Annotated in this window: 30 protein-coding genes and 1 riboswitch; of the genes, 17 read left to right on the top strand and 13 right to left on the bottom strand. The window is 54.9% G+C overall.

What is annotated here, in order from left to right; translation table 11 throughout:
- Positions 1-15: 15 nt before the first annotated feature.
- Genes DES37_RS03620 through pduA form a run of 13 tightly spaced genes read right to left on the bottom strand, consistent with a single transcriptional unit; the run spans position 16 to position 9664 of the window.
- Positions 16-1068 (bottom strand): cob(I)yrinic acid a,c-diamide adenosyltransferase, encoded by a 1053-nt coding sequence (locus tag DES37_RS03620; protein ID WP_110024878.1) that lies wholly within the window; start codon positions 1066-1068, stop codon positions 16-18.
- A gap of 17 nt (positions 1069-1085) precedes the next feature.
- A complete protein-coding gene (locus DES37_RS03625) occupies positions 1086-1361 on the bottom strand; it encodes a EutN/CcmL family microcompartment protein (protein WP_036115181.1) in 276 nt (91 codons plus the stop codon).
- 3 nt (positions 1362-1364) lie between these two features.
- On the bottom strand, positions 1365-1925 hold the full coding sequence (pduM, locus tag DES37_RS03630; protein WP_110024879.1) for a PduM family microcompartment protein: 561 nt from the start codon (positions 1923-1925) through the stop codon (positions 1365-1367).
- A complete protein-coding gene (locus DES37_RS03635) occupies positions 1922-2551 on the bottom strand; it encodes a phosphate propanoyltransferase (protein ID WP_110024880.1) in 630 nt (209 codons plus the stop codon). Before DES37_RS03635 ends, pduM begins: the two co-directional genes overlap by 4 nt.
- Before the next feature lie 11 nt (positions 2552-2562).
- Positions 2563-3150 carry a BMC domain-containing protein gene (locus tag DES37_RS26145; RefSeq protein WP_110024881.1) on the bottom strand — a complete coding sequence of 196 codons (588 nt, stop codon included), beginning with the start codon at positions 3148-3150 and terminating at the stop codon, positions 2563-2565.
- Between the two features lie 23 nt (positions 3151-3173).
- Entirely contained in the window at positions 3174-3449 is a 276-nt protein-coding gene (gene pduJ / locus DES37_RS03645; RefSeq protein WP_036115188.1) for a propanediol utilization microcompartment protein PduJ, read from the bottom strand.
- Between the two features lie 30 nt (positions 3450-3479).
- Positions 3480-3821, bottom strand: coding sequence for a glycerol dehydratase reactivase beta/small subunit family protein (locus DES37_RS03650; protein WP_110024882.1), 342 nt, complete (start codon positions 3819-3821; stop codon positions 3480-3482).
- The gene (locus tag DES37_RS03655) at positions 3818-5644 is read right to left on the bottom strand and encodes a diol dehydratase reactivase subunit alpha (RefSeq protein WP_110024883.1); all 1827 of its coding nucleotides are present in this window, start codon (positions 5642-5644) and stop codon (positions 3818-3820) included. The genes DES37_RS03650 and DES37_RS03655 overlap by 4 nt, the downstream gene beginning before the upstream one ends.
- Before the next feature lie 17 nt (positions 5645-5661).
- Positions 5662-6192 (bottom strand): propanediol dehydratase small subunit PduE, encoded by a 531-nt coding sequence (gene pduE, locus DES37_RS03660; RefSeq protein WP_110024884.1) that lies wholly within the window; start codon positions 6190-6192, stop codon positions 5662-5664.
- Positions 6193-6203: 11 nt separating this feature from the next.
- On the bottom strand, positions 6204-6884 hold the full coding sequence (locus tag DES37_RS03665) for a propanediol/glycerol family dehydratase medium subunit (protein ID WP_110024885.1): 681 nt from the start codon (positions 6882-6884) through the stop codon (positions 6204-6206).
- A 10-nt stretch (positions 6885-6894) separates the two neighbouring features.
- A complete protein-coding gene (gene pduC, locus DES37_RS03670) occupies positions 6895-8559 on the bottom strand; it encodes a propanediol dehydratase large subunit PduC (protein WP_036115202.1) in 1665 nt (554 codons plus the stop codon).
- A 17-nt stretch (positions 8560-8576) separates the two neighbouring features.
- Positions 8577-9380 (bottom strand): propanediol utilization microcompartment protein PduB, encoded by an 804-nt coding sequence (gene pduB, locus DES37_RS03675; protein WP_110024886.1) that lies wholly within the window; start codon positions 9378-9380, stop codon positions 8577-8579.
- A complete protein-coding gene (gene pduA / locus DES37_RS03680; RefSeq protein ID WP_036115207.1) occupies positions 9377-9664 on the bottom strand; it encodes a propanediol utilization microcompartment protein PduA in 288 nt (95 codons plus the stop codon). The genes pduB and pduA overlap by 4 nt, the downstream gene beginning before the upstream one ends.
- A 614-nt stretch (positions 9665-10278) precedes the next feature.
- Between pduA and DES37_RS03685 the strand changes: the two genes are divergently transcribed.
- The 17 genes from DES37_RS03685 (at position 10279) to DES37_RS03770 (ending at position 25463) form a co-directional block, all read left to right on the top strand.
- On the top strand, positions 10279-11091 hold the full coding sequence (locus DES37_RS03685) for an MIP/aquaporin family protein (RefSeq protein ID WP_110024887.1): 813 nt from the start codon (positions 10279-10281) through the stop codon (positions 11089-11091).
- 834 nt (positions 11092-11925) lie between these two features.
- The gene (gene pocR, locus DES37_RS03690) at positions 11926-12828 is read left to right on the top strand and encodes a transcriptional regulator PocR (protein ID WP_110024888.1); all 903 of its coding nucleotides are present in this window, start codon (positions 11926-11928) and stop codon (positions 12826-12828) included.
- A gap of 547 nt (positions 12829-13375) precedes the next feature.
- A riboswitch (cobalamin riboswitch) is annotated at positions 13376-13547 on the top strand.
- Positions 13548-13640: 93 nt separating this feature from the next.
- The gene (locus tag DES37_RS03700) at positions 13641-15023 is read left to right on the top strand and encodes a cobyrinic acid a,c-diamide synthase CobB (protein WP_110024890.1); all 1383 of its coding nucleotides are present in this window, start codon (positions 13641-13643) and stop codon (positions 15021-15023) included.
- Positions 15023-15994 (top strand): adenosylcobinamide-phosphate synthase CbiB, encoded by a 972-nt coding sequence (cbiB, locus tag DES37_RS03705; RefSeq protein WP_110025056.1) that lies wholly within the window; start codon positions 15023-15025, stop codon positions 15992-15994. Before DES37_RS03700 ends, cbiB begins: the two co-directional genes overlap by 1 nt.
- Before the next feature lie 15 nt (positions 15995-16009).
- Complete coding sequence (locus tag DES37_RS03710) at positions 16010-16645, top strand: cobalt-precorrin-8 methylmutase (protein WP_110024891.1); 636 nt, start codon at positions 16010-16012, stop codon at positions 16643-16645.
- The gene (gene cbiD / locus DES37_RS03715; RefSeq protein ID WP_036115219.1) at positions 16638-17774 is read left to right on the top strand and encodes a cobalt-precorrin-5B (C(1))-methyltransferase CbiD; all 1137 of its coding nucleotides are present in this window, start codon (positions 16638-16640) and stop codon (positions 17772-17774) included. The genes DES37_RS03710 and cbiD overlap by 8 nt, the downstream gene beginning before the upstream one ends.
- Positions 17771-18373 (top strand): precorrin-6y C5,15-methyltransferase (decarboxylating) subunit CbiE, encoded by a 603-nt coding sequence (cbiE, locus tag DES37_RS03720; protein WP_036115222.1) that lies wholly within the window; start codon positions 17771-17773, stop codon positions 18371-18373. The genes cbiD and cbiE overlap by 4 nt, the downstream gene beginning before the upstream one ends.
- The gene (locus tag DES37_RS03725; protein WP_110024892.1) at positions 18366-18935 is read left to right on the top strand and encodes a decarboxylating cobalt-precorrin-6B (C(15))-methyltransferase; all 570 of its coding nucleotides are present in this window, start codon (positions 18366-18368) and stop codon (positions 18933-18935) included. The genes cbiE and DES37_RS03725 overlap by 8 nt, the downstream gene beginning before the upstream one ends.
- Positions 18928-19695 carry a cobalt-precorrin-4 methyltransferase gene (locus DES37_RS03730; protein WP_036115231.1) on the top strand — a complete coding sequence of 256 codons (768 nt, stop codon included), beginning with the start codon at positions 18928-18930 and terminating at the stop codon, positions 19693-19695. The genes DES37_RS03725 and DES37_RS03730 overlap by 8 nt, the downstream gene beginning before the upstream one ends.
- Positions 19676-20731: a cobalt-precorrin 5A hydrolase gene (gene cbiG / locus DES37_RS03735; RefSeq protein WP_110024893.1), complete on the top strand. Its 1056-nt coding sequence runs from the start codon at positions 19676-19678 to the stop codon at positions 20729-20731. The genes DES37_RS03730 and cbiG overlap by 20 nt, the downstream gene beginning before the upstream one ends.
- The gene (locus tag DES37_RS03740) at positions 20731-21456 is read left to right on the top strand and encodes a precorrin-3B C(17)-methyltransferase (RefSeq protein ID WP_036115239.1); all 726 of its coding nucleotides are present in this window, start codon (positions 20731-20733) and stop codon (positions 21454-21456) included. The genes cbiG and DES37_RS03740 overlap by 1 nt, the downstream gene beginning before the upstream one ends.
- Entirely contained in the window at positions 21453-22277 is an 825-nt protein-coding gene (locus DES37_RS03745; protein ID WP_110024894.1) for a cobalt-precorrin-6A reductase, read from the top strand. The genes DES37_RS03740 and DES37_RS03745 overlap by 4 nt, the downstream gene beginning before the upstream one ends.
- The gene (gene cbiK, locus DES37_RS03750; RefSeq protein ID WP_036115242.1) at positions 22274-23071 is read left to right on the top strand and encodes a sirohydrochlorin cobaltochelatase; all 798 of its coding nucleotides are present in this window, start codon (positions 22274-22276) and stop codon (positions 23069-23071) included. The genes DES37_RS03745 and cbiK overlap by 4 nt, the downstream gene beginning before the upstream one ends.
- A complete protein-coding gene (locus DES37_RS03755) occupies positions 23068-23799 on the top strand; it encodes a cobalt-factor II C(20)-methyltransferase (RefSeq protein ID WP_110024895.1) in 732 nt (243 codons plus the stop codon). Before cbiK ends, DES37_RS03755 begins: the two co-directional genes overlap by 4 nt.
- A complete protein-coding gene (gene cbiM / locus DES37_RS03760) occupies positions 23784-24521 on the top strand; it encodes a cobalt ECF transporter S component CbiM (RefSeq protein WP_036115249.1) in 738 nt (245 codons plus the stop codon). Before DES37_RS03755 ends, cbiM begins: the two co-directional genes overlap by 16 nt.
- Entirely contained in the window at positions 24518-24799 is a 282-nt protein-coding gene (locus DES37_RS03765; protein WP_036115251.1) for an energy-coupling factor ABC transporter substrate-binding protein, read from the top strand. The genes cbiM and DES37_RS03765 overlap by 4 nt, the downstream gene beginning before the upstream one ends.
- Positions 24786-25463, top strand: coding sequence for an energy-coupling factor ABC transporter transmembrane protein (locus DES37_RS03770; RefSeq protein WP_110025057.1), 678 nt, complete (start codon positions 24786-24788; stop codon positions 25461-25463). Before DES37_RS03765 ends, DES37_RS03770 begins: the two co-directional genes overlap by 14 nt.
- Positions 25464-25471: the final 8 nt, after the last annotated feature.

Here is a 25471-nt window from a genome sequence, read left to right on the forward strand (position 1 = left end):
TTTCCTCATCGCCATTTATTGCTGGCCGGGCGCGGTTTTATCACTGAAATGCGCACAGGCCAGAGCCGCGCGTGCAATAGCCATATCCTGTTCAACAGTACCGCCGCTAATTCCCAGCCCGCCAAGCAGCGTGCCTGCCTGCCATAACGGGTAGCCGCCACCAAAAGTCACAACTTTGCCAGCCATACTGCTGGCCAGTTCATACAGTGGCCCACCGGGTTGGGTGGCAGTACCGAGTGTGTGAGTGGGGGCTTTAAGTGCCACTGCAGACCAGGCTTTTTTAGGCGCAAGTTCGCAACTGACCAGCAGTGCGCCGGGCATTCTCCAGGTCAGCAGTAAATTGCCGTGGGCATCCACCAGGCTGAATACCACAGGAACACCTGCTTCTTTTGCCGCACCCATTGCGGCACAGGCCATTTGGTGAATCACGCCAAATGCCAGTGTGCCGGGGGCCGGGCACTGCGCTGGGGCAGTAGCAGGCGTACCTTCTGTGGCGCTGGTTGCCAGTGCCTGCTGGTAGCGTTGCAAAATGGTCTGGGTAACCTGGTTTATCACCGCCAGGTGGTCTTCGTCCCTTGCCAGGGCATACAGGCAATCTGAAAGACGGTTGATGTACTGCATGGCAACCTGGCGCACGGGCACGCTCCCGGCCAGCACTACCATGCGGCGCTCTGCCCGCCTTGCCAGCGTGCGGGCAATATGCAGGCGGCTGGCTGCTTCACAGCGCCCGGGCAGAACGAAATTTTTTATGACCGGGACCGCCGCCATACAGCGGTCAATGGTGTGTTCCATTTCGCTGATATCTTCACTGCTGATATAACGCCGCCCCGCAACGGGGTCGCTGGCCTCACTGGCAAGCTCCGCACTTAACCAGAACAAATGCTGCTGGAACCGGGTAAGTTGCGCTTTGTTTTCTTCACGCACGGTTGCACACCAACAGAGACTGAGCGCGGCATTCAGTTCATCCAGCGTGCCATACGCTTCAACACGGGGGTGGCTTTTGCTCACCCGCTGGCCGGTGTACAGCGCGGTATCGCCGTGGTCACCTGTGCGTGTGTAAATAGCCATATCTGTTTCCCGCCTGTTTAGCGCGAAACCGTATCAACAATGGCGACAATCGCCAGGTCGATGGCTTCGTTCGCGCCGCTAAAAACATGCCGGGCGCTGGAGCCCCCGGTAACCAGAACCAGTTCGCCTTCACCGGCCCCAACGGAGTCCACTGCAACTTCTTCACGCTGCGTTTGGTCTGCCTGCCACGGTGCTTCGGGGGTAACTCTGCGGATCAGCAGCAGTTTTTTCCCTGTCAGGGACGGCGATTTTTGTGTCGCCACTACAGAACCCGTAACCCTTGCCAGTTGCATATTTCACTCCTGCCTGATCAGTTGAAGTTGGTGAGGTGCCAGTGTTTCTTTTGCCAAAGGGGTAAGGTGCGCCTGGCGGGAAACCACCACCCAGCCCTGTTTTTTGGTGGCGATATCCCGGTAACTAATCAGAGCCTGTGGCAACAACCAAATGGTGTGCCCTTCCAGATCACTGAATGACACAGGCATTCTTGCCAGCGCTTTAACGGGCAGGCCGGGAAGCAATTGTGGGTGCAAAGAAATCTGTACCCTGAGCCCCCAGGCCAGAGCCCCTAAGACGCTTTGTATGGCGGGAGAACCGCCGCTTTGCCCTGACAGTTGCGCCAGAAAGTGGTTATCCGCATGGCGAATATGCACTTCGGCATAACGTGTGAAATCTGCCGGTGCCAGGCCTGGAGCCAGTTGCTGCGGGGTGGTGGTGAAAACCTGGTTCTCCCGGGCAGCCAGGCGGGCAACCACCTCGGCAACCACGCTGGCAACCCAACGGGCATCCGGCGTGTGCGCAAGCACTTCTCTGCCAGCATTGTTTTCTGGCGAGGGGTTGCCTGGCAGTGGCAGGTTCATGGCCGCACCAGCCTTGCCACACAGCCGGGCTGGTCTGCGCCAGCGGCATTGGCTTCGTCGGTATCAATATGGAACTCAAGCTGCATGGCCTCCGAAACCCGGATCATCACGTCGCTAAATACCAGAGACCGCCCGGCACTTTGCACGGCAACATTGACGGCCTGGCCATGTACCACCCCCATTACCAGGGCGTCGAGGGGCGACATATGAATATGGCGTTTCGCCACAATGACGCCTTGTGCCAGCATCACTTCACCATAAGGGCTGGAGAGGCGAATGCCTGGTGTACCGGCGATATCACCGGAAAGGCGCAAAGGGACATCAATTCCGAGCAGGCGAGCGTCGCTGCGTGAAATTTCCACCTGGCTTTTGCTGCGCAATGGCCCCAGTAGCCGTACCCGCTCCAGGCTGCCTTTCGGGCCGGTAAGCGTGACACTTTGCGTGGCGGCAAACTGCCCGGGTTGCAGCAGGTTCTTTTTGACCGACAACGGCTCATTGGGAAACAGTCGTTCGTAGTCGGCCTGGCACAGGTGCAGATGACGGCTGGATACACCCACAGGAAGCGGGCGTACCCGCATTTCATCCAGTACCTGAGTGACAACTTTTTCCAGGTTCGCTTTATCCATCCTGCTATGCCTTATTTTGAGTAATGAATACACTGTGCATGGGGCTCACCTTTGTGCCGTGGGCAAAGCGGGTCTGCACATAAATTGCAGGTTGCTGGTGCCGGGGGCGAGTCTCCCTGTACGGGTACGTCACCACCAACGGTTGGGGGTGCTTCCTGGCTGAGTGTGCCGGTTTGCGGCGGTTCAGCTGTGTGGGTGAGTGTGCTGCCTGCAACCGGGGGTTCAGGTTCAGTTGTGCCGCTCCCGGCATCCGTTGGTGCCTGGGGAGCGGCAGGGGCTGAACCGGGCTGTGGCGTTCCTGCCGGTGAAGGGGCTTTAGGGGTGCCAGGCGTGGGGATAAAAATGGCTAACCCTTCCGCCGGGCGGGGAATGACCTTGCTGGATACCAGACCCTGGTGCTGGCGAGCCAGTGCTGCACCTGTTGCAATAGCCGCCTGAACAGAGGCGACATCACCTAACAGTTTGATCACTGTCCAGCCACCACCACGGGCTTTCTCCAGCCCGGCCAGTGAAACACTGGCCGCTTTCGCCATGGCATCTGCGCAGTTAATTGCCAGTGCCAGACCACTCACTTCCAGTAACCCCAAAGATGCTTTCACGGTGTTCTCCCTTACCTGCCAGATCAGGCTGATGTGGGTAAAATGGCTTCTACATCACTGTGTGGACGCGGGATAACATGGCTTGATTTCACTTCGCCAACTGCGCTGGCGGCGGCAGAGCCTGCATCCACGGCGGCTTTCACGGCGCCAACATCACCGCGTACCATTACGGTGACCAGCCCCGACCCGATTTTTTCATAGCCGACAAGTTGCACATTGGCCGATTTGACCATGGCATCTGCCGCTTCAATGGCCCCAACGAGACCTTTTGTTTCTACCAGACCCAGTGCGTTATTCATGCTGCATTTCTCCTGTTGATAATCAATGGGTTACTTAAACGGTAACCCTTTAACCAGCCGGGCAGCATTGTGGCCGGTACGCCTGGCCTCAGCTGGTGAATCTGTGGTTAACAGCCGGAACAGCGGGGTGGCTGCGTCCAGATGCTGGTAATGCACTAACAGTTGCTGTGGGTTGCAGCCAATGCCAACCCGTAATGGTGACTGGCTGGCGGCTTGCCAGGCAGATTCCGCCAGCGCACTTTCTTCCTCTGTGGAGTACCAGACCCAGGGGATGCCTTCTTCTTCAATGCCCCACAACACTTCCTGCCAGTGGGTTTCGGTAGTTTGTGAACCAAACACCACAATTGCCGGGCTCTCTTCTGCCAGGGTCATAAGTGGCCTCCCGGGTTACCCGACAAAATCAACCCGGTAGCAACCGCGTTGCGCGGGCCTTCACAGGCACGGATATTGCCGCGCCCGGCAACCAGCCGGTAATGAGCCAGGGCATCGGTAATCAGTTGCGGTACTTCAAAATCCAGCGCAGAGCCGCCTACCAGCACCACAAAAGGAATATTGCGAATGTTGCCTCCGGGGCTGACACGCTCAAGCGCCCGTAGCGCATTGGTCACAAATACCCGTTGTTTTGCGCTGCGCCGTATCTGGCGCACTTTCTCCAGTGAGTGGTCACCGGGAAGGGGGAGCAGTTCGTCAGGTTTCACCACGCATAAGCGGGCAAACACATCTGGCGAAAGTGGTGAGGGGAAAAACTGCACACTGCCGTCTTCATGGCGCAAGTGAAACAGGCTTTCTACTTTTGCTAACGGGTATTTTTTGATTTCTTCGGCCAGGTTGCGGTCATCCAGACCCAGTTCGCGGTTGATTATCATGGTGACCATATCCCCCGCGCCTGCCAGGTGAGTGGCAATGATGTCGCCTTCGCCATTGATAATTGAGGCATCAGTGGAGCCAGCGCCCAGGTCAAGAATCGCCAGTGGGCGAGTGGTGCCGGGGGTGGTCAGCGCGCCCAGAATGGCGGCTTCTGCTTCCGCTCCGCCAATTTGTACTTCGACATGCAGTGTCTGCTCAATTTCGCGGGCAATCCGGGCCATTTGCAGCCGGTCTGATTTCACCATTGAAGCAATGCCCACTGCCTGTTCCAGGGCGAATTCTCCTGCCAGCCCACCAGTCACACTGACCGGTACGGCGGTATCTACGGCCAGTACATCCTGAATGGCAATTTCACTGGCCGGTTTATTGGTGAGCTCTGCCATGGTCTGGCGCACATGCTCCAGCATGCCACCAATGTTGGACCCGGCTTCACCTGTTACGTTGTCCAGTGCCGGTAGTGAATTAACCGCCTGCATAATTGCTTCGGCACCGGCGGCAACATCAACCCGGGCAGTACGCCCGGCGGCCTGTAACTCAAGGTGGCCGGCGGGAATGGTGCGCGCTTTGACATCGCCTTCCGGGGTTTTAATCACGACGGCGGAGCGGTTGCCAATTAATGCCCGTGCCATGGGAACCACGTTCTGTGTTTCTTTGGCATTCAGGCTGAAAACAGTGGCAATACCGTAGGGGTTAGACAATGTTTCAATCACCCGCCCGGGCAGGGCAACTTCAACGGCGGCGGGCATACCTAACGGAATGCGTTCAATAAACTGCACTTCATCCACAATAGGCAGTGGGTGCTCTAACCGGTTACTGACCAGAACGCCGTCGTCGCGCTGCAGGATAACGCCAGTGATGGCGTAGCCTGCCCGCCGTGCAGAATTAACGATTTGTGCAACGTCGGCAAAGTCAAACCCGGCGGAAACCACCAGAATGTAATTCTGGTCTGCCGGGCGCGACATCAGTTCACCCGGTGTAATCGTCAGGCCCACACCCAACCCGGCACCACCCGGGGTTTTGGGGTTGTGCCCAATCATGGTGGATTCAGTGATGATGGTTTCGGTGATGGTCTCCATCGCCACATCGCCAATTACCGGTGTGGCTTCATTGATACGGATCAGCGCTATATCGCTCAGGGGAATACCGGCTTTTTGGCTTGCCTGCTCCAGGGCTTCGCGCACACCAAACACATTGCGTAATGTGCCCTTTATTCCTGTGGTTTCCGCCAGGGCACTGGCTACAACACGCAGTTCACCACTGCTGTGCTGGCAGGCCAGTGCCACTTCCGTAGAGGCGTTGCCAATATCAATACCTGCGATATAGCGCATAAATACCCTCTGACTGTTCAGTCGTCACCTTTGAGTTTGCGGCGCTGTACGTACAACTCAGCCGCTTCCCGCACGAATGCTGCACAGGTTTTTGCGTGGTAACTGTGGTCCAGGTCGTCAGCAATGGCTATCAGCTCTTCTTTGGTGGAGCGGTAAGGGCGCAGTGCGTTGTAGATTTCCAGAATACGGTCATCCGGTACGGCAGTGAGTTCGGCGGCACGCTCAAAATTCATTGCCAGCCGGTCACGCCCGGCATCACGCGCAATGGCCGCCTGAATACGCAGGGTTTCTGGTGTAATACGCATATCCTGGGCGGTAATTTGCCCGGCCTGCACGCTCTGTAACGTGATGTCGTCCAGCGTTTTATTGGTGGCTGTTTTCACCCAATCCGGGTGTTTATTTGCCAGTGGGTAATCACTGACACGCGCCTGCTGTTGGGGGTTCGCGCTGCCTGAAGGCGGCGCAGACGTGCCCGGAGCATGTTCAGCCAGGTTATTCATACGGCTAAGCACGTCGCGCACCATGGTTTCAATTGCTTCAGCGTTCATCCTGTTCTCCCTCATAAACTCACCCGTAGTTCCTGGGCATTTTTGCCATTCACTACGTATTTGGTTTCTTTAATGTGCAGAATGGCGGATTTCGCCTGGTATTTAGGCCGCGCCATCTGGTCATTGAGGGTTGGCACTGGTTGTGGTGATTCATTGCGTGCATAGCGCGCGGCGTTTTTGCCTATTTGACGGTAGGTTTCCAGGGTTAACAGCGGTGCCTGGGGGAACAGTTCCAGGTTAGACAACGGCGGTAAACCGCGCTGGTGAATTACCGTGGTGCCTTTAGACTGAATACCCACCGAGATGCCGGAACCACTCAGGCGGTTGCCTTCTACGGCCACAAATGCCACATCGGAAGATTTAAAACAGCGAATAACACGGGCTTTGATGCCTTCTTCTTCAATGCCGGCAATAACTTCACGCAGAATACTTTTGTGCGGGATCCCCACAATATTCACGGTTTGTGACAACCCAAATGCCGGGCCAACCGCAATCACCACTTCATCTTTCGCAGTGCCAGGCCGGGCTTCACCGGTTTCTGTCAGGAATGAACCCTGAGGTTGTGAAGGGGCGGTTGACGCACTGGGGGAAGAAGCCACAGGTTGAGTAAAAGACGCCTGGGTTTCTGTGGTTCCCATATCTTTCAGCACATCTTCAATTATTTGCCGCAGTAGTTGCTCATTGATTTCCATGTTTTTCCCCTTAACCCAGCGTATTGGGATCGAGCGCATTCGGGATATTTTTGATTTCATCCCAACGAGCGCCTTCCAACCGGTAGCCTGTTGCCGGGCCAGCGTAATCATTGACATCGTTAACCGCAGACAACACCTGGCCGTCGCCAACAATAATGGCGGAGGTGTGCAGGTAATCACCGGTGAGCTTGGCTTTTTGCATATTCAGCATGTCCTGGGCGACATCGGGGAACCCGCCCTGAGCCAGTGCTTTAACCACTTCCAGGCCATTACGGTTTTTATTGATGATCTCCTGGGCGAATTTGATGTCTTCGACGATGTTGCGCTCTGGCATGTCTTTGGAACCGTGGGCGTAAGTGGCGGCTTCCACTTCGTTGTCGGTAATTGGCGGCAGGCCCATACCGGCAAATACCGCCTGTAAGGCGCGCGCGGCTTTATTCCTGACCGCAACCACATCTTCTTCCCGCACCGGGCGTAACCCGCCGTCTACTTTCAGGTCCCGCTGAATGACGTTGTAGTCGTCGAAATCTTCGGCATCTTCATTGGAACCCGCAAACATGTTGTCGTAGTTCGGCACGGCGGAATAACCGGAAGAGATAAAGTCAGTGCCGGGCAGGAACTGCATCAGGAGGCGAGCGGTTCTGCGCATGTCTGAGTGAGTAAAGGTTTGGTCATTACTGGATGCGCATTCCAAATCCAGCGAGGCGCAAATTAAGTTTTCGGCCAGCACTGCACGAATACCGGATGGCACAGCAGAGGGCACACCAATGCAGCTTACTGAGCCATTTTGCAGCCCCTGCACACCTGCAGCTTTAGTGATGTAAATGCAGCGTGCTTCCAGGTACAGCATGGATTTACCCTGCGCATAACCCATTTGCACTTCCGAGCCAGAGCCCGATGTAAAACGCATTTTTAACCCACGGGAAGCATAGGATGAAGCAAGGAACCCTTTAGACCAGGGCGTGTCATCGCCATCGGTGAAGACGGGTTCGGTGCCGTAAACTGAAATGGTTTCGGCATAGCAGGTGTGGCCCAGCATACCCAGTTTTAGTTCAGTAGCTTCTTCCAGTGAACACTGGGTGAGTACGCCCGGGCGCCCAACCTGTGAACCCACCAGTAACGCAATCGCGTTAAAAGGCGCGTAACGGGCGACAGCGACAGTGGTTTCCTGTTCATCAAACCCGCGGTAGGCACCTTCTGCGGCATCGGCGGCAATTTGTACCGGGTTGTCTTTTACGTTAGTGACATGCGCTTGTTGGGAAGGGGTGCGTCTGGCGCGCATTTTCTGCATCGCCATCATCATTTCCACCACATTCATTTGCGACATCACATCAACAATTTTTGCCGGAGTCATGGCGGTGGTAAGGGGGACAATCTCGCTGCGTTTAATATTCGGGTCACACAGCATGTTGGCCAGTTTGACGGAATCCATTGCCATCACTTCTTTTGCACGGTCAAGGTTGATGCCGTAACGGGCAATAAAGTGATCAATCAGATCAAACTCAGCCTGCGGTTTGCCATCCAGTTCGGTGACAACGCCGTTTTGAATGGTAATGGAGGGTTTGGGATCATTCGGGCTTTCCATGGCAATAAAGCCTTCCTCGATCCATTCTTTTACAAAGCCGTCCTGGTTTACAGGGCGTTTCGCCAGCGCTTCAAAGCGTTTTGATTTCATGAGTGCCTCACCTGATATCAAATATATGAGGGGAAGTCATTTTTGGGCGTATCACCCATCGTACCCAGCACGGTTTTGCCGATTTCCCGGGCAGAGATAACGGCCTGGCGTACTGCGCCGGAGTCACCGGAAATCACCAGAATGGCTTCGTTACTGAAACTTGTGCCATGAGCAGGGGAGCTGTAGGCAACCACATCCACATTGGCTGATTTCAACGCGGTATCTGCCATCAGCACGCCTATGGACGCCGGAGCACCAACAATGACACCGCATGATTTACCCACCGGAGCACCAAATGCTTTTTCCAGCGCGTAGCTGGCGCGGGCGGTGTACTGCAATTCAATATGACCGGCTTCGTTGGCATAGACATCGCCAAATGTCCGTTCCAGCTCTTTCAGGGCAACTTCAATGGCGCGTTTTACGTCAGAGACATCATTTGCCCCAAGAATAATCAGTGAGCCATGACCCGCACCGCCTTTGGTATCACGCGGCAGTTCAATGCTGACAATTTCAGTGTTTGTCGCTTTTACGGCTTCGTCTGCGGCCATAATATGTGGCCCGGCACCGGTACGTGCCCCCAGAATGCCAATTGAGCGGTAACGCTTTTCAAGCTTCATTGCTTCCAGCAACGCGCTGTCAACATTTGCGATAACCAGGCCAACGGTGTCACCGGGGGCCGTACCGACAAACTCGGTTAAACTACAGGTCTTTTCGGCCATAGCCTTTCCTCTCGGTTCTTGTGATTCAGGGGGAGATGCCAGGTGGTTCACTTTGGCAATCACCTGCGCCATGATTTGTTCCACCAGATCATTGGTACTCATTGGCTAACTCCCTTGCTGGGTAGGAATTTTTCGACTTCTGAGTGAGGGCGGGGAATAACATGAACGGATTTCACTTCGCCCACCGCTGCTGCGGCTGCTGCACCGGCATCGGTTGCTGCGGTTACGGCACCAACATCGCCACGAACCATGACGGTGACCAAACCGGAACCAATTTTCTCGTAGCCAATTAATTCAACGTTTGCGGATTTAACCATGGCGTCAGCGGCTTCTATGGCGGCGGTTAATCCTTTTGTTTCAACCATTCCTAGCGCTTCTTGTTGCATATAAACCTCGGCAAACTTTTACAATTTTCTGACTATACAAATAAGCAACTGAAAATAATGGCTGTGTTGGGTATTTATTAGGAAAATTATTAATATGGCGATAGTAAAAAATTGCCATTAAATTTTATATTATTTTGATTTTGTTGAGTTTTATTAATTTTCTATGATGGTATTTATTCGCTTTTAACATTGCAGGTTTACAATTTTTATTCTGTATTTTTTATATTTGAGATGCCTCTCGCAAAAATATTCTCCTGTGAAAGGAAATGCCGATTAAACATGGCGAATAAATGAGAGGGAGGCTGCAAATAAATTATATTTTATTCGCAAAATAATGTTGTTATTTCAACTGGCGATATAGCGTTATATCTCAGGCCAGTAAGGGTATGGTTAAAAAAGTATGAGCAAAAATTTGTTATGCCCTGGCTAATTTTTGCGCTTGCCCGTATCACAGATAGCCAACACTTTCCGGCCCGGCATTTCTATAGTTCAACGCGTTGTCCTCTTGCTATTTTGCATGGCACCTGGTGTCGCAGTGAAAAGCGGTATAGCGAGTTACCCTGCCTGGCGTAGTGATACGCCGGTGAAACATCCGGTAAAAAATAGGTGACATTATGAATGATTCACTAAAGGTACAGTGTATTGCTGAATTTCTGGGAACTGGGCTGTTTTTATTCTTTGGTGCTGGCTGCCTTTGTGCATTAAAAGTGGCTGGCGCCAGCTTTGGTCTGTGGGAAATCTGCGTGGTGTGGGGGCTGGGTATTTCCCTGGCGGTTTACCTCACTGCCGGGATCTCCGGTGCGCACCTGAACCCGGCAATTACCGTTGCGCTTTGGCTGTTTGCCTGTTTCCCCGGTAAAAAAGTGCTGCCGTACAGCATAGCCCAGATTGCCGGGGCGTTCTGTGGCGCGGCACTGGCATATTTTCTCTACCGTAACATGTTCCTGGATTATGAAGCCGCCCACCAAATGGTGCGTGGTAGCCAGGAAAGCCTGCAACTTGCCAGCATTTTCAGTACCTACCCGGCGGCAGACATCAGTGTCTGGCAGGCCGCGCTGGTGGAAGTGGTGATTACGTCGATTTTAATGTGCCTGATTATGGCGCTGACCGATGACGGTAACGGCGTGCCGCGTGGTGCGTTGGGGCCACTGCTGATTGGTATTCTGGTGGCGGTTATCGGTGCCGCTATGGGCCCGCTAACCGGGTTTGCTATGAACCCCGCGCGTGATTTTGGCCCGAAAATTTTCACCTTTTTTGCGGGTTGGGGGAAAATGGCAATGACCGGCGGGCGTGATATCCCGTACTTTTTTATTCCGATTATTGCCCCTGTGGTGGGTGCCTGCCTGGGCGCTGCCTGCTATAGCTACCTCATAGGGAAAAACCTGCCCTGTAATACCTGTAAAACGGATGAAAAGAAAACGGTCTGAGCGGCTCGCAAAAAAAAGTAACTGGTGAAATTTTATAAAATATTTTGTGATCCGTTTTCATGTAATTGAGATTTTTTCTCCCAGGTAACCAGGTGGCCTGTTATGTTTAAGCAGGCTCCCTGCTGGGGGCTTTCAGCCACACAAGCAAAAGCAGTAATACGCATTTTTAATACCTCAGTTTTTATTAGTCACGCTAATTAACGAGTTGAGTAATGAAAAGGAATTAGCAAAATAGTTCTAAACTGCTGAACAGTTTCATTTTCAGTATGTAAAAAGTTACTGTTTTTTGTGACATACAGGCCACTACGAGGTTGCCTGTTACTGATATTATCAACCATTGTTATGGCGGCCGGAGGTATTCCATTTGAGAATGAGACTACCTCTTGCAAGGAATTTACTGCACGTAATGAGTCGGGCAGTAAAAAATACTTAGGGTGAAACATTTTGGCTAATTTTAATTAACTAAAATGTAACTTTCTGCCAGGGCCTGATAATAGCGTCGCCGGATAATATTGGGGCTGGAACCGTTTAACCGGGGGTTGTTAAGTGCGCCGCCAGGAAGAGCCACCACAGGCAGTTGTGCGATATCAGTTGTACGACGTTAGTTGTGTGAATTCATTGTGCGAATTAGTTGTGCGCATAACAGTCAGGCAAGCCTGTGAACCAGAATACCGGCATGCCAGTGATATGAAGTGTGATGTATGAAGTATGAAAAACTCATGCGCAGTACATGGGGTGCTTACAGAACAGGCCCAAAAGGGCACATAACCCGCCTGGCAGGGCAGGCGCTTAATCACGGAAGATAAACGGACTGAATCGACTGAGGGTTTTATCATGATTTCTGCCAGTGTGCTTAGCTCAGAGCTCATCAATAAAATTGCCCAGGATTTTGCACAGGCAACAAATTTAGCGGTAGTGGTGGTTAATATCCACGGTGAAGAGATCTCTGAGCTCTTCAACTTCACGCCGTTTTGCCAGTTGATGCGCCAGGACCCTGAACGGCACAGCCGCTGCCGTATGAGTGACCGCTGTGGCGGCCTTGAAGCATCTAAAACCAGTAACCCCTGTATTTATCGTTGCCATGCCGGGCTGACGGATTTTTCCATACCTTTGGTTATTGCCGGTCACCTGGTGGGTTTTGTGCTGTGCGGGCAAGTGCGTGTCCCGGATGATATTGAAATGGTCGATATCCTGCACCCGGTTGATGACCACTGGCGCACAGACCCGGAGCTGGTGAATGAATACAAAAAAGTACCTGAAATGGATTATGCCCGGTTAACGGCATCCGCTGACTTATTGCGTTTGATTGTAGAAAATTGCCTGAAAAAACAACTGAGTTTGTTGGTGATTACTGATAACGAAGACGCACCGCCTTCTGCAGGCAGAAGCCGCGCGCAAAACCCCCATGAAAGCAAAATGAAAAAAGCGCTGCGCTACATTGAAGCGAATTTGTCACAGGAACTGCGCCTGGAAGAGGTGGCCGCACACGTGTACCTGAGCCCTTATTATTTCAGCAAGCTGTTCAAAAAATATCAGGGGATTGGCTTTAACGCCTGGGTTAACCGCCAGCGCATGGAGCATGCCAAAGAAATGCTGCGCCACAGTGACTGGAGCATTGCCAGTATCGCCAGAAATGTGGGTTTTTCCCAAACCAGTTATTTTTGCAAAGTATTCCGCCAGACTTATCAGGTAACACCACAAATGTTTCGTTCGCTGGCAATAGAAGAGGCCGATTAACCGGTATTCAGTACCTGGTTAACCCGTATTCGGTAAATGTGTTGTGCTAATATCCGGCACAATAGTTTTATGTGGGTAACATGGTGTTGAGCTTGTTTTTCACCCATGAATTGCCAGCAAATATTTGGGTGGAGCACGCAGGGTTTATTTCACCTGCCAGGTATAAATTCTGTGAGCCAGCAACGTTTAACGGTAGCAATATTTTGTTGCCTGCATGGCTGAGTTTTTCTGGTTAAGTACTTATTGTTGTTGAGATATGTCTGACAGAACTGGCAATAATTTGTTATAGCTCAACAATTGTTTGTTATTACAGCCGTAAACTGCACCAGTTTTTATTTTTTCAGTGGCGTATAGTCAGTGACAGTAAAAAAGCACTTTTTTCGGCAGATATTTACCTGAATGAGATATTTACCAGAGCGAAGTGTGATTGCGTGATGGTACTGAGTTTGCGCACCAAAGCGCAGTAAATAGCAGTACATAAGCAGTACATAAAAAGTACAGAACGCAGAAAGAAGCGCAGTACATAAAAGTAGTGCAGTACGAAAAAGTTTAACCGACATCATCAGGTTTTACCTGACAGGTAGGGAAGAGGGTGCAAACCCCTCGCAGCCCCCGCTGCTGTGATGCTGACGACCCCGCAATACCACTGATCGACTGATTGGGAAGGGCGGGCAAGAAAGACGCTAAGCCAGAAGACCGGCCTGATGATGCAAATGACACCTTCGGAGGGAAGGGCGTCTACAGCCTCGTATTGCCCTGAGGGGGATGCGCCTGGCTTGTTGCGCCCATTTTCCGCCAAAAAGGAAGTAAAAATGGCAACAGGCGCAAAACAGGCATTCATTCTGGCGGGCACTTCAAGCGGTTGTGGTAAAACCACCATAACCCTTGGCTTGCTGGCGCTTTTGCGGCAACAAGGCTTTGCTCCCCAGCCATTCAAAGTTGGCCCTGACTACCTCGATACCACCTGGCATAGCGCCATTTCTGGCCGGAAATCACGCAATCTGGATAACTGGATGCTGCCGGATGATACCGTTCGGGCCCTGTTCAGCCGGGCCATGGAAACCACCTCACTTGGGGTGATCGAAGGGGTTATGGGCCTGTTCGATGGCCTGGGCCTTGACCCGTTTTGTGCCTCAACCGCGGGTATTGCGCGTTTACTGGGTGTTCCTGTCATTTTGCTGATGGATGGCAAAGGGGTATCCACTTCTCTGGCGGCAACCCTTAATGGCTTTTGTGATTTTGCCCCGGGCGTCAACATTGCCGGGGTCATTATCAACCGGGTCAATACCGATAATCACTTCCGCCAGCTTAGTGCCGCGCTTGGCCGTTATTGCCGCGTACCGGTGCTGGGCTATGTTCCTGAACTGCCTGAACTCCACCTGCCATCCCGCCATTTGGGGTTAGTGGGCGCGTCTGCTTCAGGGGTTAACCAGGCACCCTGGCAGCAACTGGCTGCCGTGCTGGAAAAAACGGTTAACCTCCCGGCTCTGCTTAACTGTTGCCGCCCTTTGCAAAACCAGTGCTGCGCACCGTTATCACTCCCGGACCAGGCCCTGGCCGGTGGGCTGACCATGGCCATTGCGCAGGATGATGCCTTTCACTTTTACTACCAGGATAACCTCGACATTCTTGAACAGGCAGGCGTCCGGCTGGTGCCATTCAGCCCGGTGGAAGATGCACAAGTGCCCCCCTGCGACATGCTGTGGCTGGGGGGCGGCTACCCGGAAATGTTTGCCAGCCAACTGGCGGCGAATAGCGCAATGCGGGATTCCGTTAAACAGTTAGCGGCGCGCGGGGTGCCCGTGTATGCCGAGTGCGGCGGGTTAATGTACCTGGGTGGTTCACTGGCAGATGCCGAAGGGCAAACGCACCCCATGTGCGGCGTGCTGGCCGGGCACAGCACCATGGGTAACCGGCTGAAACGGTTTGGGTATTGCGAAGCAACTGCAAGCCACGACACCCTGCTCGCCGCAGCAGGTGAAACACTGCGCGGCCATGAATTTCATTACTCTGAATTCACCACTTCACTGCCCACCCGCCAACAGTGCCGCAAAGTGCGCGACGGCCAGGTGGTGCGCCAGTGGGAAGGCGGCTGGCAGCAGGGCAACACCTTTGCCAGTTACCTGCACCTCCATTTTGCCCAGCGCCCGGCCATGCTTAACCGCTGGTTCACTACCGCAAGGAGCCTGCAATGATGTCACTGTTTTCCTGGCTTTCCGCCTGGTGTGTTGCCGCTCTGCTGGATTACTGGCTGGGTGACCCGCACCACTGGCCTCACCCGGTGCGCTGGATGGGCAACCTGGTTAACCTGCTGCAGCGTGCTGTCCGCCATGTTTGCCATTCACCCATGGCATTGCGCTGGGGGGGCGGTGTGATGTGGCTGGTGGTGGTGGCGGTTACGGGTGGTGTCAGCTGGGGTGTTTTGGTTCTGGCAGAACGTGTTCACCCACTGCTCGGCTGGGTGGTCAATACCTGGATGATCTTTACCCTGCTGGCCGGGCGTTGCCTGGCTGAAAGTGCCGGGGAAGTTGAGCAGGCTCTGCGCAAAGGGGATTTACCGCTGAGCCGGGAAAAACTGAGCTGGATAGTCGGGCGTGATACCTCGCAACTCCAGCCACCGCAAATTACCCGGGCAGTGGTCGAAACGGTGGCGGAAAACAGTGTTGATGGTGTTATCGCCCCCCTGTTTTTCCTGATGCTGGGCGGTGCGCCGCTGGCAATGGCGTACAAAGCCGTGAATACCCTGGATTCCATGGTGGGTTACAAAAACGCACGTTACAAAGATATCGGCCTGGTGTCTGCACGTATGGATGACGTGGCCAATTACCTGCCCGCACGCATTGGCTGGCTGTTGCTGAGTGCGGCAGCCAGGCTCTGCCAGTTCAATGGCCTTAGCGCGTTGCGTATTGGCTGGCGCGACAGAAAACAGCACAGCAGCCCGAATTGCGCCTGGTCTGAAGGCGCGGTGGCCGGGGCTCTGGGGGTGCGCCTTGGTGGGCCTAATAACTATTTTGGCGAACGGGTAGAGAAACCCTGGATTGGCGAAAACCTGCGCGAAATAACCCCGGATGACATCCCGGCGTCCGTGCGCATGCTGATGGTCGCTTCCGGCCTGGCACTGGTGCTGTTTGCCCTTATCCGTATCGTCTTCACGCTCACGGTGTGATGGCAGGAGAACCCGATGGACTACATTCAACAACCTTTGCTCATTGAAAGCCGCAGCTTCGAGATAATCAGCGAGATAATTGCCGCTGAACACCCCGGCTGGCAGTGTAGTGACCCACGCCAGGAAGCGGTTATCAAACGGGTTATTCACACCACGGCAGATTTCGACTGGCTGGAAACCTTATGGTTTTCACCACACATCATTACTGTGCTGGATGCCGCCCTGCGCCGCGGTTGTACGCTGTTTACCGACACCACCATGGCGCTCTCCGGTATCAACAAGACCCGCCTTGCCCGGCACCATGTTGCCAGCCACTGTTTTATCAGCAACCCACAAGTGGCGGCAGTGGCAAAAGAAAAAGGTATTACCCGCTCAATGGCAGCGGTTGATGTCGCTCTGGCTATGCCGGGCGAGAAAATCTTTGTTTTTGGCAATGCGCCCACAGCGCTATTCCGCCTGCTGGAAAGTGGTGAACAACCTGCCGCAGTCATTGGCGTACCGGTGGGTTTTGTGGGGGCGGCTGAATCCAAACAGGCCCTGATAGACAGTGGCCTGCCGGGCATTGCAGCCCGTGGGCGCAAAGGCGGTAGCAATGTGGCTGCGGCCATTGTTAACGCCGTGCTCTACACCATGGAGGCGGGCGATGACTGATTTCAGCCTGGCCGATACCGTCTGGCACAACGGGAAAGCCTTGCGCAAAGGCTATACCACCGGTTCCTGCGCAACCGCCGCCGCCCGGGTTGCAGCGTTAATGGTGCTGCGCCAGCAGGTAATTAACCAGGTTTCTATTACCACGCCGTCTGGTATCACCCTGCATTTGAATGTGGAATTGCCGGTAATTGAAGGCCAGCAGGCCACCGCCGCCATTCGTAAAGACGGGGGCGATGATGTTGATGCCACCCACGGTATGCTGATTTTTGCCCGGGTTAGCCTGAATGACTCGGGGGCAATCACGCTGAAAGGCGGCGCAGGCATCGGCGTGGTTACCCGCCCGGGAATTGGCCTGGCGCCGGGGGAACCTGCCATTAACCGCACACCCCGGCAAACCATAGAAGCCGCGGTGCGTGAAGTCATTGGGCCGCAACGTGGGGCCGAAGTTGAAATCTTTGCACCGGAAGGGGAAGACCGGGCAAAGAAAACCATGAATGCCCGGCTCGGTATTCAGGGGGGCATTTCCATTATTGGCACGACGGGCATAGTCACGCCGATGTCTGAAGAGAGCTGGAAACGGGCGCTGGTGATTGAGCTGGAGCAGAAACGCGCAGAAGGCCGGGAGAATGTCATTCTGGTGCCGGGCAACCACGGCGAGCGCTTTGTGCGGGAAAGCCTGCACCTTGACCCGGGTATGGTGGTCACCATGAGCAATTTTGTTGGCTACATGGTTCAGGAAACCGTGCGGCTGGGGTTTAAACGCGTTTTGCTGGTTGGGCACCCGGGCAAGTTGATCAAAGTCGCCGCCGGTATTTTTCATACCCACAGCCATATTGCCGATGCCCGGATGGAGGTGCTGGTCGCCCACCTTGCGCTGATGGGCGCGCCACTGGCGTTGTTGCGTGCCGTCAGTGAATGCGACACCACAGAAGCCGCGCTGCCACTGATTGACTGCGCGGGTTACACACGGATTTACCCTGAGCTGGCACAACGGGTTTGTGCCCGGGTCCAGGACATGTTGCGCTTCACCCAGTCTCCCCCGCAGTGCGACGCCATTCTTTTCTCGTTTGAACAACAACTGCTTGGCAGTAGCCGCCCTCTGGCGGTGATTCAGGAGGCATTCCAATGATTACTGTTGTGGGCATTGGGCCTGGTAACCTTGCATTGCTGACACAACAGGCACGCCAGGCCATCGCCTGTGCAGACGTGCTGGTCGGCGGCAGGCGGCATCTCGAATTGTTTGAAGCATTTGAAGGCGAAACACACCTGCTCACGGCAGATATCGCCGCTTTGGTGGCGTGGCTGGAAGGCGTACAGCAGCAGGATGTCGTGCTGCTCGCGTCTGGCGACCCAATGTTGTTCGGGATTGGTAAGCGCCTGTGTTGCCATTTTGGGCGTGAAAATATTGATGTGATCCCCGGAGTAAGCGCCATGCAATACCTGTGTGCTAAAGCCGGGGTGGACATGAACGACATCTGGCTGACCAGCAGCCACGGGCGGGAAGTGGATTACGAAAACCTGCTGCGCCACAACAAAGTGGCCATGGTAACAGACCGCAACAATGGCCCGGCGCAAATCGCCCGGCACCTGGTAGCCTGGGGCGCAGGGCACCGCACCATGATCATTGGTGAAAACCTCTCGCTGGAGAATGAGCGTATCCGGCGGTTGCCCGCATCTGTGGTAACCGGAGACTTTGATATGAACGTTGTGGTGATCCTCAATGAATGATGCCCATTTTTTGCGCGGTGAGCGCGTGCCCATGACCAAAGAGCCGGTGCGGGCGCTGGTTCTCTCCCGCCTGCAACTGCACAGTGCGGAAACCTTTATTGATGTGGGCGCAGGCACTGGCAGTGTATCGCTGGAAGCCGCGATGACCTGGCCCGGGTTGCAGGTGATTGCTATTGAACGGGATGCAGCGGCGCTGGCGCTGTTGCACACCAACCGCAGTCATTTCGCCTGTGAAAATGTGCAGGTCATAGCGGCACAGGCACCGGTCAGTTGCGATTTACAGGTCGATGCCATTTTTATTGGCGGCAGTGGTGGCCAACTGGCGTCCTTACTGCACTGGTCACTGGAGCATTTGCTTCCCGGTGGCCGCCTGGTCATGACCTTTATTCTGCATGAAAACCTGATGCAGGCATTCACACTGCTTGGCAGCCTGCCTGTCAGTGCGCTGGAGTGCGTTCAGCTCCAGGCATCATCGATGGTGGCGCTGGGTGAAGGGCACTATTTCAAACCGAACAATCCAACTTTTGTGATTTCCTGCCTGAAGGAGGGCAACCATGTCTGAACTGGCATCTCCGGGCGTCTGGTTTGTTGGCGCAGGCCCTGGCGACAAAGAGCTGATTACGCTGAAAGGCTACCGGCTGTTACAGCAGGCCGACATCGTCATTTATGCGGGGTCGTTAATTAATACGGAACTGCTTGAGTGGTGCCCGCAGGCGCAATGCCACGACAGCGCAAGCCTGGCGCTGGAAGCCATTATTGGCCTGATGGAAGACGGTGTGCGCAATGGCAAGTGTGTGGTTCGCCTGCAAACCGGGGATTTATCACTCTATGGCTCGGTGCGCGAGCAAGGTGAAATGCTGTCTGCGCGGGGGATTAGCTGGCAAGTGGTGCCCGGGGTCAGTGCCTTTTTGGGGGCCGCTGCAGATCTCGGTGTGGAATACACCGTACCGGAAGTTTCCCAGAGCCTGATAATCACTCGCCTGGAAGGGCGCACACCCGTGCCAGAGAAAGAGCAACTGGAGAGCTTTGCCGCCCACCAGACATCCATGGCGATTTTCTTGTCCGTGCAGCGAATTAACCGGGTGGCGGAGCGCCTGACAGAGGGCGGTTACCCACCAGAAACCCCAGTGGCCGTGGTGTACAAAGCCACCTGGCCGGAGCGCCTGGTAGTGCGCGGGACGCTGGCGGATATCAGCGAAAAGGTAAGGGCCGCCGGAATACGCAAAACCGCACTAATACTGGTGGGGGCGTTTCTGGGCGAGGAATACCACTACTCCAAACTTTATGATGCCGGGTTTAGCCATGAATACCGTCAGGCCTGAATCGTTGGTGTTGTTCTGCCTGACGCCTGGTGGCGTGGCACTGGCAGAACGGCTGCGGGCTGTATTACCAGTAACTTGTTTTACCAGTGAACGGTTACTGAAAACGGGGTTTCGCCCGTTTATGACCAGCTTCGCTCAAACCGTAAAAGACGCGTTCCCGGTGCATTCCGCATTAATTTTTATCGGTGCGACGGGCATTGCGGTGCGCATGATAGCGCCACTTCTGCAAGACAAAATGTCTGACCCGGCGGTAGTGGTTATTGATGAGCGCGGCCAGCATGTGATTAGCCTGGTTTCCGGGCATATGGGCGGGGCGAATGCTCTGGCCTGCTACCTTGCCGGTGTACTGGGGGCAGACCCGGTAATTACCACGGCAACCGATGTGAATGGCCTGGCGGCTCTGGACACCCTGGCAAGCCAACTGGACGCCGGTATGGAAAACCTGCGTGAAGGGGTAAAAACCATCAACCAAATGTTGGTGAGCGGGCAGCGGGTGGGGCTGTGGTGGGATGATGACTTTGCCAGCCAACAGCACCAGGTGGCCACTGACGGGTTTATCAATGTGGCTGAGCTTAGTGCGTTACCCCGGCTCGATGCACTGGTGTGCGTCACGCTGCGCAATACCCTGCCAGAAGTTAACTGCCCGGTCTTTAAACTGGTTCCCCGCCGCATTGTCGCGGGTATTGGTTGCCGCCGGAATACGCCTTTCACTGTGTTGCACAAACTGGTGGCTGAACAGTTGCAGGCCCGCCGCCTGGATTCACTCGCATTACGCGCCATTGGCAGTATCGATTTGAAGCAGGACGAACCTGGCCTGCAGGCACTTGCGCAATGTTACCAGGTGCCATTTGAAATTTTTTCCGCTAACCAACTACAACCTGGCGAAGCGCATTTCCCTGTTTCGGCGTTTGTGCGCGAGGTTGCCGGGGTCGGCAGTGTTTCCGGCCCGGTCGCCTGGCTGATGAGTGGTGGTCATTTACTGGGGGAAACCTTGCGTGAACAAGGCGTTACCCTGACTTTAGGAGTTGTGCACTGATGTTAACCGTAATCGGAATAGGGCCGGGCTCCCAGGCCATGATGACCGTCGAAGCCACTGAAGCGCTGGCGGCGGCAGATATTATCGTGGGCTACAAAACCTACACCCACCTGGTGAAAGCGTTTACTGGCGATAAACAGGTGATTAAAACCGGTATGTGCAAAGAAATCGAGCGCTGCCAAACGGCGATTGACCTTGCCAAAGAAGGCCACAACGTGGCTCTGGTCAGTAGCGGTGATGCCGGTATTTACGGAATGGCTGGCCTGATTTTAGAACTGGTGAGCCAGCAACAGGCTGGTATTGAAGTGCGGGTCGTGCCCGGAATGACTGCCAGCATTGCTGCTGCTGCGTTGCTCGGCGCCCCCCTGATGCACGACTTTTGCCATATCAGCCTGAGCGATTTACTCACACCCTGGCCAGTAATTGAAAAACGCATTATTGCCGCCGGGGAAGCAGACTTTGTGATTTGTTTTTATAACCCGCGCAGCCGCGGGCGTGAGGGCCACCTGGCGCGCGCCTTTGATTTGCTGATGACGGTGAAAAACCCGGCTACTCCGGTTGGTGTGGTGAAGGCCGCCGGGCGCAAGAAAGAAGAAAAATGGCTGACAACGCTTGCGGATATGGATTATGACCCGGTCGATATGACCAGCCTGGTGGTGGTGGGAAATGCCACTACCTATGTAAAAGACGGGCTAATGATAACACCGCGTGGTTACCGGCTATGAACCATGTCCTGGTTCTGGGCGGCACCAGCGATGCCACGCTGATTTGCCAGCAACTGGAAATGGCGGCGGTGCCTTACACCCTGTCTGTCGCGACAGAAGCCGGAGCCCGGCTGGCTCAGGTGCGCAAAGGTTCCGTGTTGTGCGGGCGGCTGGATGCCGGGCAACTGGCTGAATTACTTGCAAGCCTCAGGGTTAACTGGCTGGTTGATGCCACCCACCCCTATGCCCAGGAAATTAGCCGTAATGCCTGGCAGGCCTGCCAGCAAACCGGTATCGCCTACAGCCGTTATCGCCGCCCCAGCCAGTTGGATTGCGTTTCCCACCCGTTATTACACAAGGTGGCAAATATTGAAGAAGCCTGTGGCATCGCCGGGGCACTGGGCCCGCGCGTGTTGTTAACCACAGGCAGTAAAGACCTGGCCCGCTGGCAGGCAGGGCTGCCGGGCAAAACCTGGCTGGTGCGTGTTCTGCCCGTGGCGTCTGTCATTGCCCAGTGTGAGCAACTGGGCCTTGGCCCGGAGAATATTTTTGCCATGAAAGGGCCGTTTAACGCGGCATTTAACCAGGCGCTGTATCAGTTTTGCTCCCCGGATGTGGTGATTACCAAAGAATCCGGCATTCAGGGCGGCTACCTCGACAAAATTGTACCAGCTCTTCAGGCCGCCATTCCCTGCATTGTGGTGACCCGGCCCCAGGAAAGCGTGCCGGAAACCCAGGTGCTGGGCGGGCCGGAGGCCTTTACCCGCAAGTTACAGGACTGGCTGGCATCACCGTTTAACCCGCAACACAGTGCGCTAAGTAACAGGAGAACAACAGTATGAAAAAAGCATTATTGGTGGTGAGTTTTGGCACCAGCTACCACGATACGCTGGAGAAAAATATTGTTGCCTGTGAACAGGCGCTGGCGGCCAGTTGCCCGGACCGTACGCTGTTGCGTGCTTTTACCTCCGGCATGATTATCCGCAAACTGGCAAGGCGCGACGGGCTGGTGATACCGTCACCCGCGCAGGCCTTGCAACAACTGGCGGAGCAAGGCTACCAGGATGTCGCCATTCAGTCGCTGCACATCATTAATGGCGACGAATACGAAAAAGTGGTGCGGGATGCCGCACTGTGGCAAGGGCATTTCGCCCGCCTGTCGCTTGGTACGCCACTGCTCAGCACTTTTGAAGATTACCAGCAACTGATGCTGGCACTGCGCAGCCAGATGCCGCCATTAGCTGACGACGAACAAGTGGTGTTTATGGGGCATGGCGCCAGTCATCATGCGTTTGCGGCTTATGCCTGCCTGGATCATATGATGCAGGCCTGCCATTTCCCTGCCCGGGTTGGCGCGGTGGAAAGTTACCCTGAAGTAGGGCAACTGGTTCACAGCATGCAACAGCAAGGGGTACGCCGGGTAGTTCTGATGCCGCTGATGCTGGTGGCCGGTGACCATGCCATTAACGATATGGCGTCTGATGCACCCGATTCATGGAAAAGTTGTTTTGCCGCGGCAGGCATTCCAGCACAAGTGTGCCTGCAAGGGCTGGGGGAAAACCCGGCGATTCGCAGCCGGTTTGTTGCCCATTTGCAGCAGGCTCTGGCGGCGGGTACTCAGGAGGTGGCAGCATGAGTGGGCGGTTATATGCCATCAGCACCGGTCCTGGCGCCAGCGACCTGATTACCGTGCGGGCAGCACGCATTCTTGGCAAGCTGGACTGCCTGTATGCCCCGGCCGGGCGTAAAGGCGCAGACAGCCTGGCGCTGAGCATTGTGCGCCCCTGGCTGAGTGAAACCACCGAAGTGCACACCTGCCATTTCCCGATGAGTGCAGATAACGATGCCAAAGCTGCGGTATGGGATGAAGTGGCTGGCACGCTGGCGCGCGAAGCGCAGGCGGGCAAACAGGTAGGGTTTATTACCCTGGGCGATGCCATGTTGTTCAGCACCTGGGTGTGGTTACTGGCACGCCTTGGCCGCCCGGACTGGCTGGAAATTGTCCCTGGCGTGACATCGGTGTTAGCCATTGCCTCTGCCGCCGCGCTGCCACTGGCAATGGACCAGCAGTCACTGGCCATTGTTGCCTGTAACGCCAGTGAACAACACCTGCGCGACACCCTGGAGCGCCACGATTGCGTGGTAATGATGAAAGTTTACGGGCGCTTCCCGGCAATTAAAGCGCTGTTGCAGTCCTGCGGCGTGATTGACCATGCAGTGATGATGGCCGAAGCCACCTTGCCGGGTGAGCGTTGCTGGCGTGACTTGTCTGCAGTGCCGGACGATGAACCGCTTCCCTACTTTTCGACCATTCTGGTCAATAAGCAGTGGGATATCAGGAGTGAATCATGGAACAACAGTTAAAACGGCTGTCTTTTAGTGGCCTGGCGCTGGGCATTCTGATGCTGCTGGCCCCGGAGCAGGCCTTTGCCATGCACATTATGGAAGGCTTTTTACCGCCACTGTGGGCGCTGGCCTGGTGGGTGTTGTTTTTACCCTGCCTGTGGTACGGGCTGGTGCGGTTGCGCCAGATTGTCAGCCAGGACAGCCACCAGAAAGTGCTGCTGGCGCTGTGCGGCGCGTTTATTTTTGTGCTTTCGGCACTCAAAATCCCTTCGGTAACCGGCAGTTGCTCACACCCAACCGGTGTCGGGCTGGCGGTAATTCTGTTTGGGCCGGGCGTTGTGTCCTTGCTGGGGGCCATTGTGCTGCTCTTCCAGGCACTGTTACTGGCTCACGGCGGGCTGACAACGCTTGGGGCAAACGGGATCTCCATGGCGGTGGTCGGGCCGTTCGCGGGCTGGCTGGTATGGCGGCTTGCCTGTAAAACCGGGCTGCGTAACGACGTCGGGGTGTTCCTGTGTGCCGTGGTGGCAGACTTAGTGACCTATTTTGTTACTTCAGTGCAGCTTGGGGTGGCCTTCCCGGACCCGGTGAATGGCGCGGCCGGTTCCACACTGAAATTTATGGGCATTTTCTGCCTGACTCAAATTCCTATTGCCATTGCCGAAGGGTTCCTGACGGTACTGATTTATGACCAGCTCACCAAACGCCACCTCATTACTTCAGGGGGGGCACTGCAATGAAAAAAACAGTGACCTTGATTGTGCTGGTGGTGGCGCTCATGGTGATGCCGTTCTTTATTAACCATGGCGGTGAATATGGCGGTTCGGATAACCAGGCGGAAGAACAAATAAAAGTGATAGACCCTGCGTATCACCCCTGGTTTCAGCCATTGTATGAACCCGCCAGCGGTGAAATAGAAAGCCTGTTATTTACTTTGCAGGGTGCGCTGGGCACAGCAGTCATTTTTTACATCCTCGGTTACTGGAAAGGGAAGGCGAGCCGTGCTGAGCGGGATTGACCGGTTAAGTTACCAGAGCCGTTGGCGCGACAAAGACCCGGTTGCCAAGTTTCTGGGCTGGCTGGTGTTTATTGTGCTGGCAATGGCCCTGCCACCTGCCGGCCAGTTAATTGAACTGGTGGTGCTGGCGGCACTGACCTGCTGGTTATTAAAGGTTTCACTCTGGCGCTGGCTGCGCTGGATGAGTCTGCCGCTGTCATTTTTATTGGTGGCGTCGCTGGCGCTGGCATTAACGGTTACCCGTGAGCCAGCCGGGGTTCTGTGGGGTATTCACCTTGGGAGCGTGTCTTTTGGGGTTAGCCAGCCCGGGCTGGCGCTCGCCTGGCAAAGTGGTTGCCGTAGCCTGGCGGCGCTGGCAGCGACATTCTGGTTTATCCTGAACCTGCCATTCCCTCAGCTGATTCAGTTACTTAAGCGTTGCCGGGTGCCTGCGCTGTTAACGGAACAGGTGCTGCTTACCTGGCGCTTTATTTTTATTCTGCTGGACGAAGCAGCGGCAATTTACCGTGCGCAGACATTACGGTTTGGGTATCGTAACGTCCCTTGCGGCTACCGCTCTTTGGCGATGCTGATTTCGTTATTATTCAGCAGGGTAATGTGGCGTTACCAGCAAATGACAACCGCACTGGATATGAAGTTATACCAGGGTGATTTTCACCTCTAAGGGGCCCT

It is taken from the genome of Mangrovibacter plantisponsor (assembly GCF_003182475.1).
Classification (GTDB): Bacteria; Pseudomonadota; Gammaproteobacteria; order Enterobacterales; family Enterobacteriaceae; genus Mangrovibacter; species Mangrovibacter plantisponsor.

What these genes read in the sequence shown, in the direction of transcription:
- cbiB (WP_110025056.1), top strand. Translation starts at nt 15,023, where the DNA reads ATGTCACTGTTTTCCTGGCTTTCCGCCTGGTGTGTTGCCGCTCTGCTG.
- DES37_RS03650 (WP_110024882.1), bottom strand. Translation starts at nt 3,821, where the DNA reads ATGACCCTGGCAGAAGAGAGCCCGGCAATTGTGGTGTTTGGTTCACAA.
- pduM (WP_110024879.1), bottom strand. Translation starts at nt 1,925, where the DNA reads ATGAACCTGCCACTGCCAGGCAACCCCTCGCCAGAAAACAATGCTGGC.
- pduE (WP_110024884.1), bottom strand. Translation starts at nt 6,192, where the DNA reads ATGAACGCTGAAGCAATTGAAACCATGGTGCGCGACGTGCTTAGCCGT.
- DES37_RS03700 (WP_110024890.1), top strand. Translation starts at nt 13,641, where the DNA reads ATGGCAACAGGCGCAAAACAGGCATTCATTCTGGCGGGCACTTCAAGC.
- pduJ (WP_036115188.1), bottom strand. Translation starts at nt 3,449, where the DNA reads ATGAATAACGCACTGGGTCTGGTAGAAACAAAAGGTCTCGTTGGGGCC.
- cbiM (WP_036115249.1), top strand. Translation starts at nt 23,784, where the DNA reads ATGGAACAACAGTTAAAACGGCTGTCTTTTAGTGGCCTGGCGCTGGGC.
- DES37_RS03625 (WP_036115181.1), bottom strand. Translation starts at nt 1,361, where the DNA reads ATGCAACTGGCAAGGGTTACGGGTTCTGTAGTGGCGACACAAAAATCG.
- DES37_RS03725 (WP_110024892.1), top strand. Translation starts at nt 18,366, where the DNA reads ATGAATGATGCCCATTTTTTGCGCGGTGAGCGCGTGCCCATGACCAAA.
- pduA (WP_036115207.1), bottom strand. Translation starts at nt 9,664, where the DNA reads ATGCAACAAGAAGCGCTAGGAATGGTTGAAACAAAAGGATTAACCGCC.
- DES37_RS03755 (WP_110024895.1), top strand. Translation starts at nt 23,068, where the DNA reads ATGAGTGGGCGGTTATATGCCATCAGCACCGGTCCTGGCGCCAGCGAC.
- DES37_RS03655 (WP_110024883.1), bottom strand. Translation starts at nt 5,644, where the DNA reads ATGCGCTATATCGCAGGTATTGATATTGGCAACGCCTCTACGGAAGTG.
- pduC (WP_036115202.1), bottom strand. Translation starts at nt 8,559, where the DNA reads ATGAAATCAAAACGCTTTGAAGCGCTGGCGAAACGCCCTGTAAACCAG.
- pduB (WP_110024886.1), bottom strand. Translation starts at nt 9,380, where the DNA reads ATGAGTACCAATGATCTGGTGGAACAAATCATGGCGCAGGTGATTGCC.
- DES37_RS03730 (WP_036115231.1), top strand. Translation starts at nt 18,928, where the DNA reads ATGTCTGAACTGGCATCTCCGGGCGTCTGGTTTGTTGGCGCAGGCCCT.
- DES37_RS03635 (WP_110024880.1), bottom strand. Translation starts at nt 2,551, where the DNA reads ATGGATAAAGCGAACCTGGAAAAAGTTGTCACTCAGGTACTGGATGAA.
- cbiG (WP_110024893.1), top strand. Translation starts at nt 19,676, where the DNA reads ATGAATACCGTCAGGCCTGAATCGTTGGTGTTGTTCTGCCTGACGCCT.
- DES37_RS03765 (WP_036115251.1), top strand. Translation starts at nt 24,518, where the DNA reads ATGAAAAAAACAGTGACCTTGATTGTGCTGGTGGTGGCGCTCATGGTG.
- cbiE (WP_036115222.1), top strand. Translation starts at nt 17,771, where the DNA reads ATGATTACTGTTGTGGGCATTGGGCCTGGTAACCTTGCATTGCTGACA.
- DES37_RS03620 (WP_110024878.1), bottom strand. Translation starts at nt 1,068, where the DNA reads ATGGCTATTTACACACGCACAGGTGACCACGGCGATACCGCGCTGTAC.
- DES37_RS03685 (WP_110024887.1), top strand. Translation starts at nt 10,279, where the DNA reads ATGAATGATTCACTAAAGGTACAGTGTATTGCTGAATTTCTGGGAACT.
- DES37_RS03745 (WP_110024894.1), top strand. Translation starts at nt 21,453, where the DNA reads ATGAACCATGTCCTGGTTCTGGGCGGCACCAGCGATGCCACGCTGATT.
- cbiK (WP_036115242.1), top strand. Translation starts at nt 22,274, where the DNA reads ATGAAAAAAGCATTATTGGTGGTGAGTTTTGGCACCAGCTACCACGAT.
- pocR (WP_110024888.1), top strand. Translation starts at nt 11,926, where the DNA reads ATGATTTCTGCCAGTGTGCTTAGCTCAGAGCTCATCAATAAAATTGCC.
- DES37_RS03740 (WP_036115239.1), top strand. Translation starts at nt 20,731, where the DNA reads ATGTTAACCGTAATCGGAATAGGGCCGGGCTCCCAGGCCATGATGACC.
- DES37_RS03710 (WP_110024891.1), top strand. Translation starts at nt 16,010, where the DNA reads ATGGACTACATTCAACAACCTTTGCTCATTGAAAGCCGCAGCTTCGAG.
- cbiD (WP_036115219.1), top strand. Translation starts at nt 16,638, where the DNA reads ATGACTGATTTCAGCCTGGCCGATACCGTCTGGCACAACGGGAAAGCC.
- DES37_RS03665 (WP_110024885.1), bottom strand. Translation starts at nt 6,884, where the DNA reads ATGGAAATCAATGAGCAACTACTGCGGCAAATAATTGAAGATGTGCTG.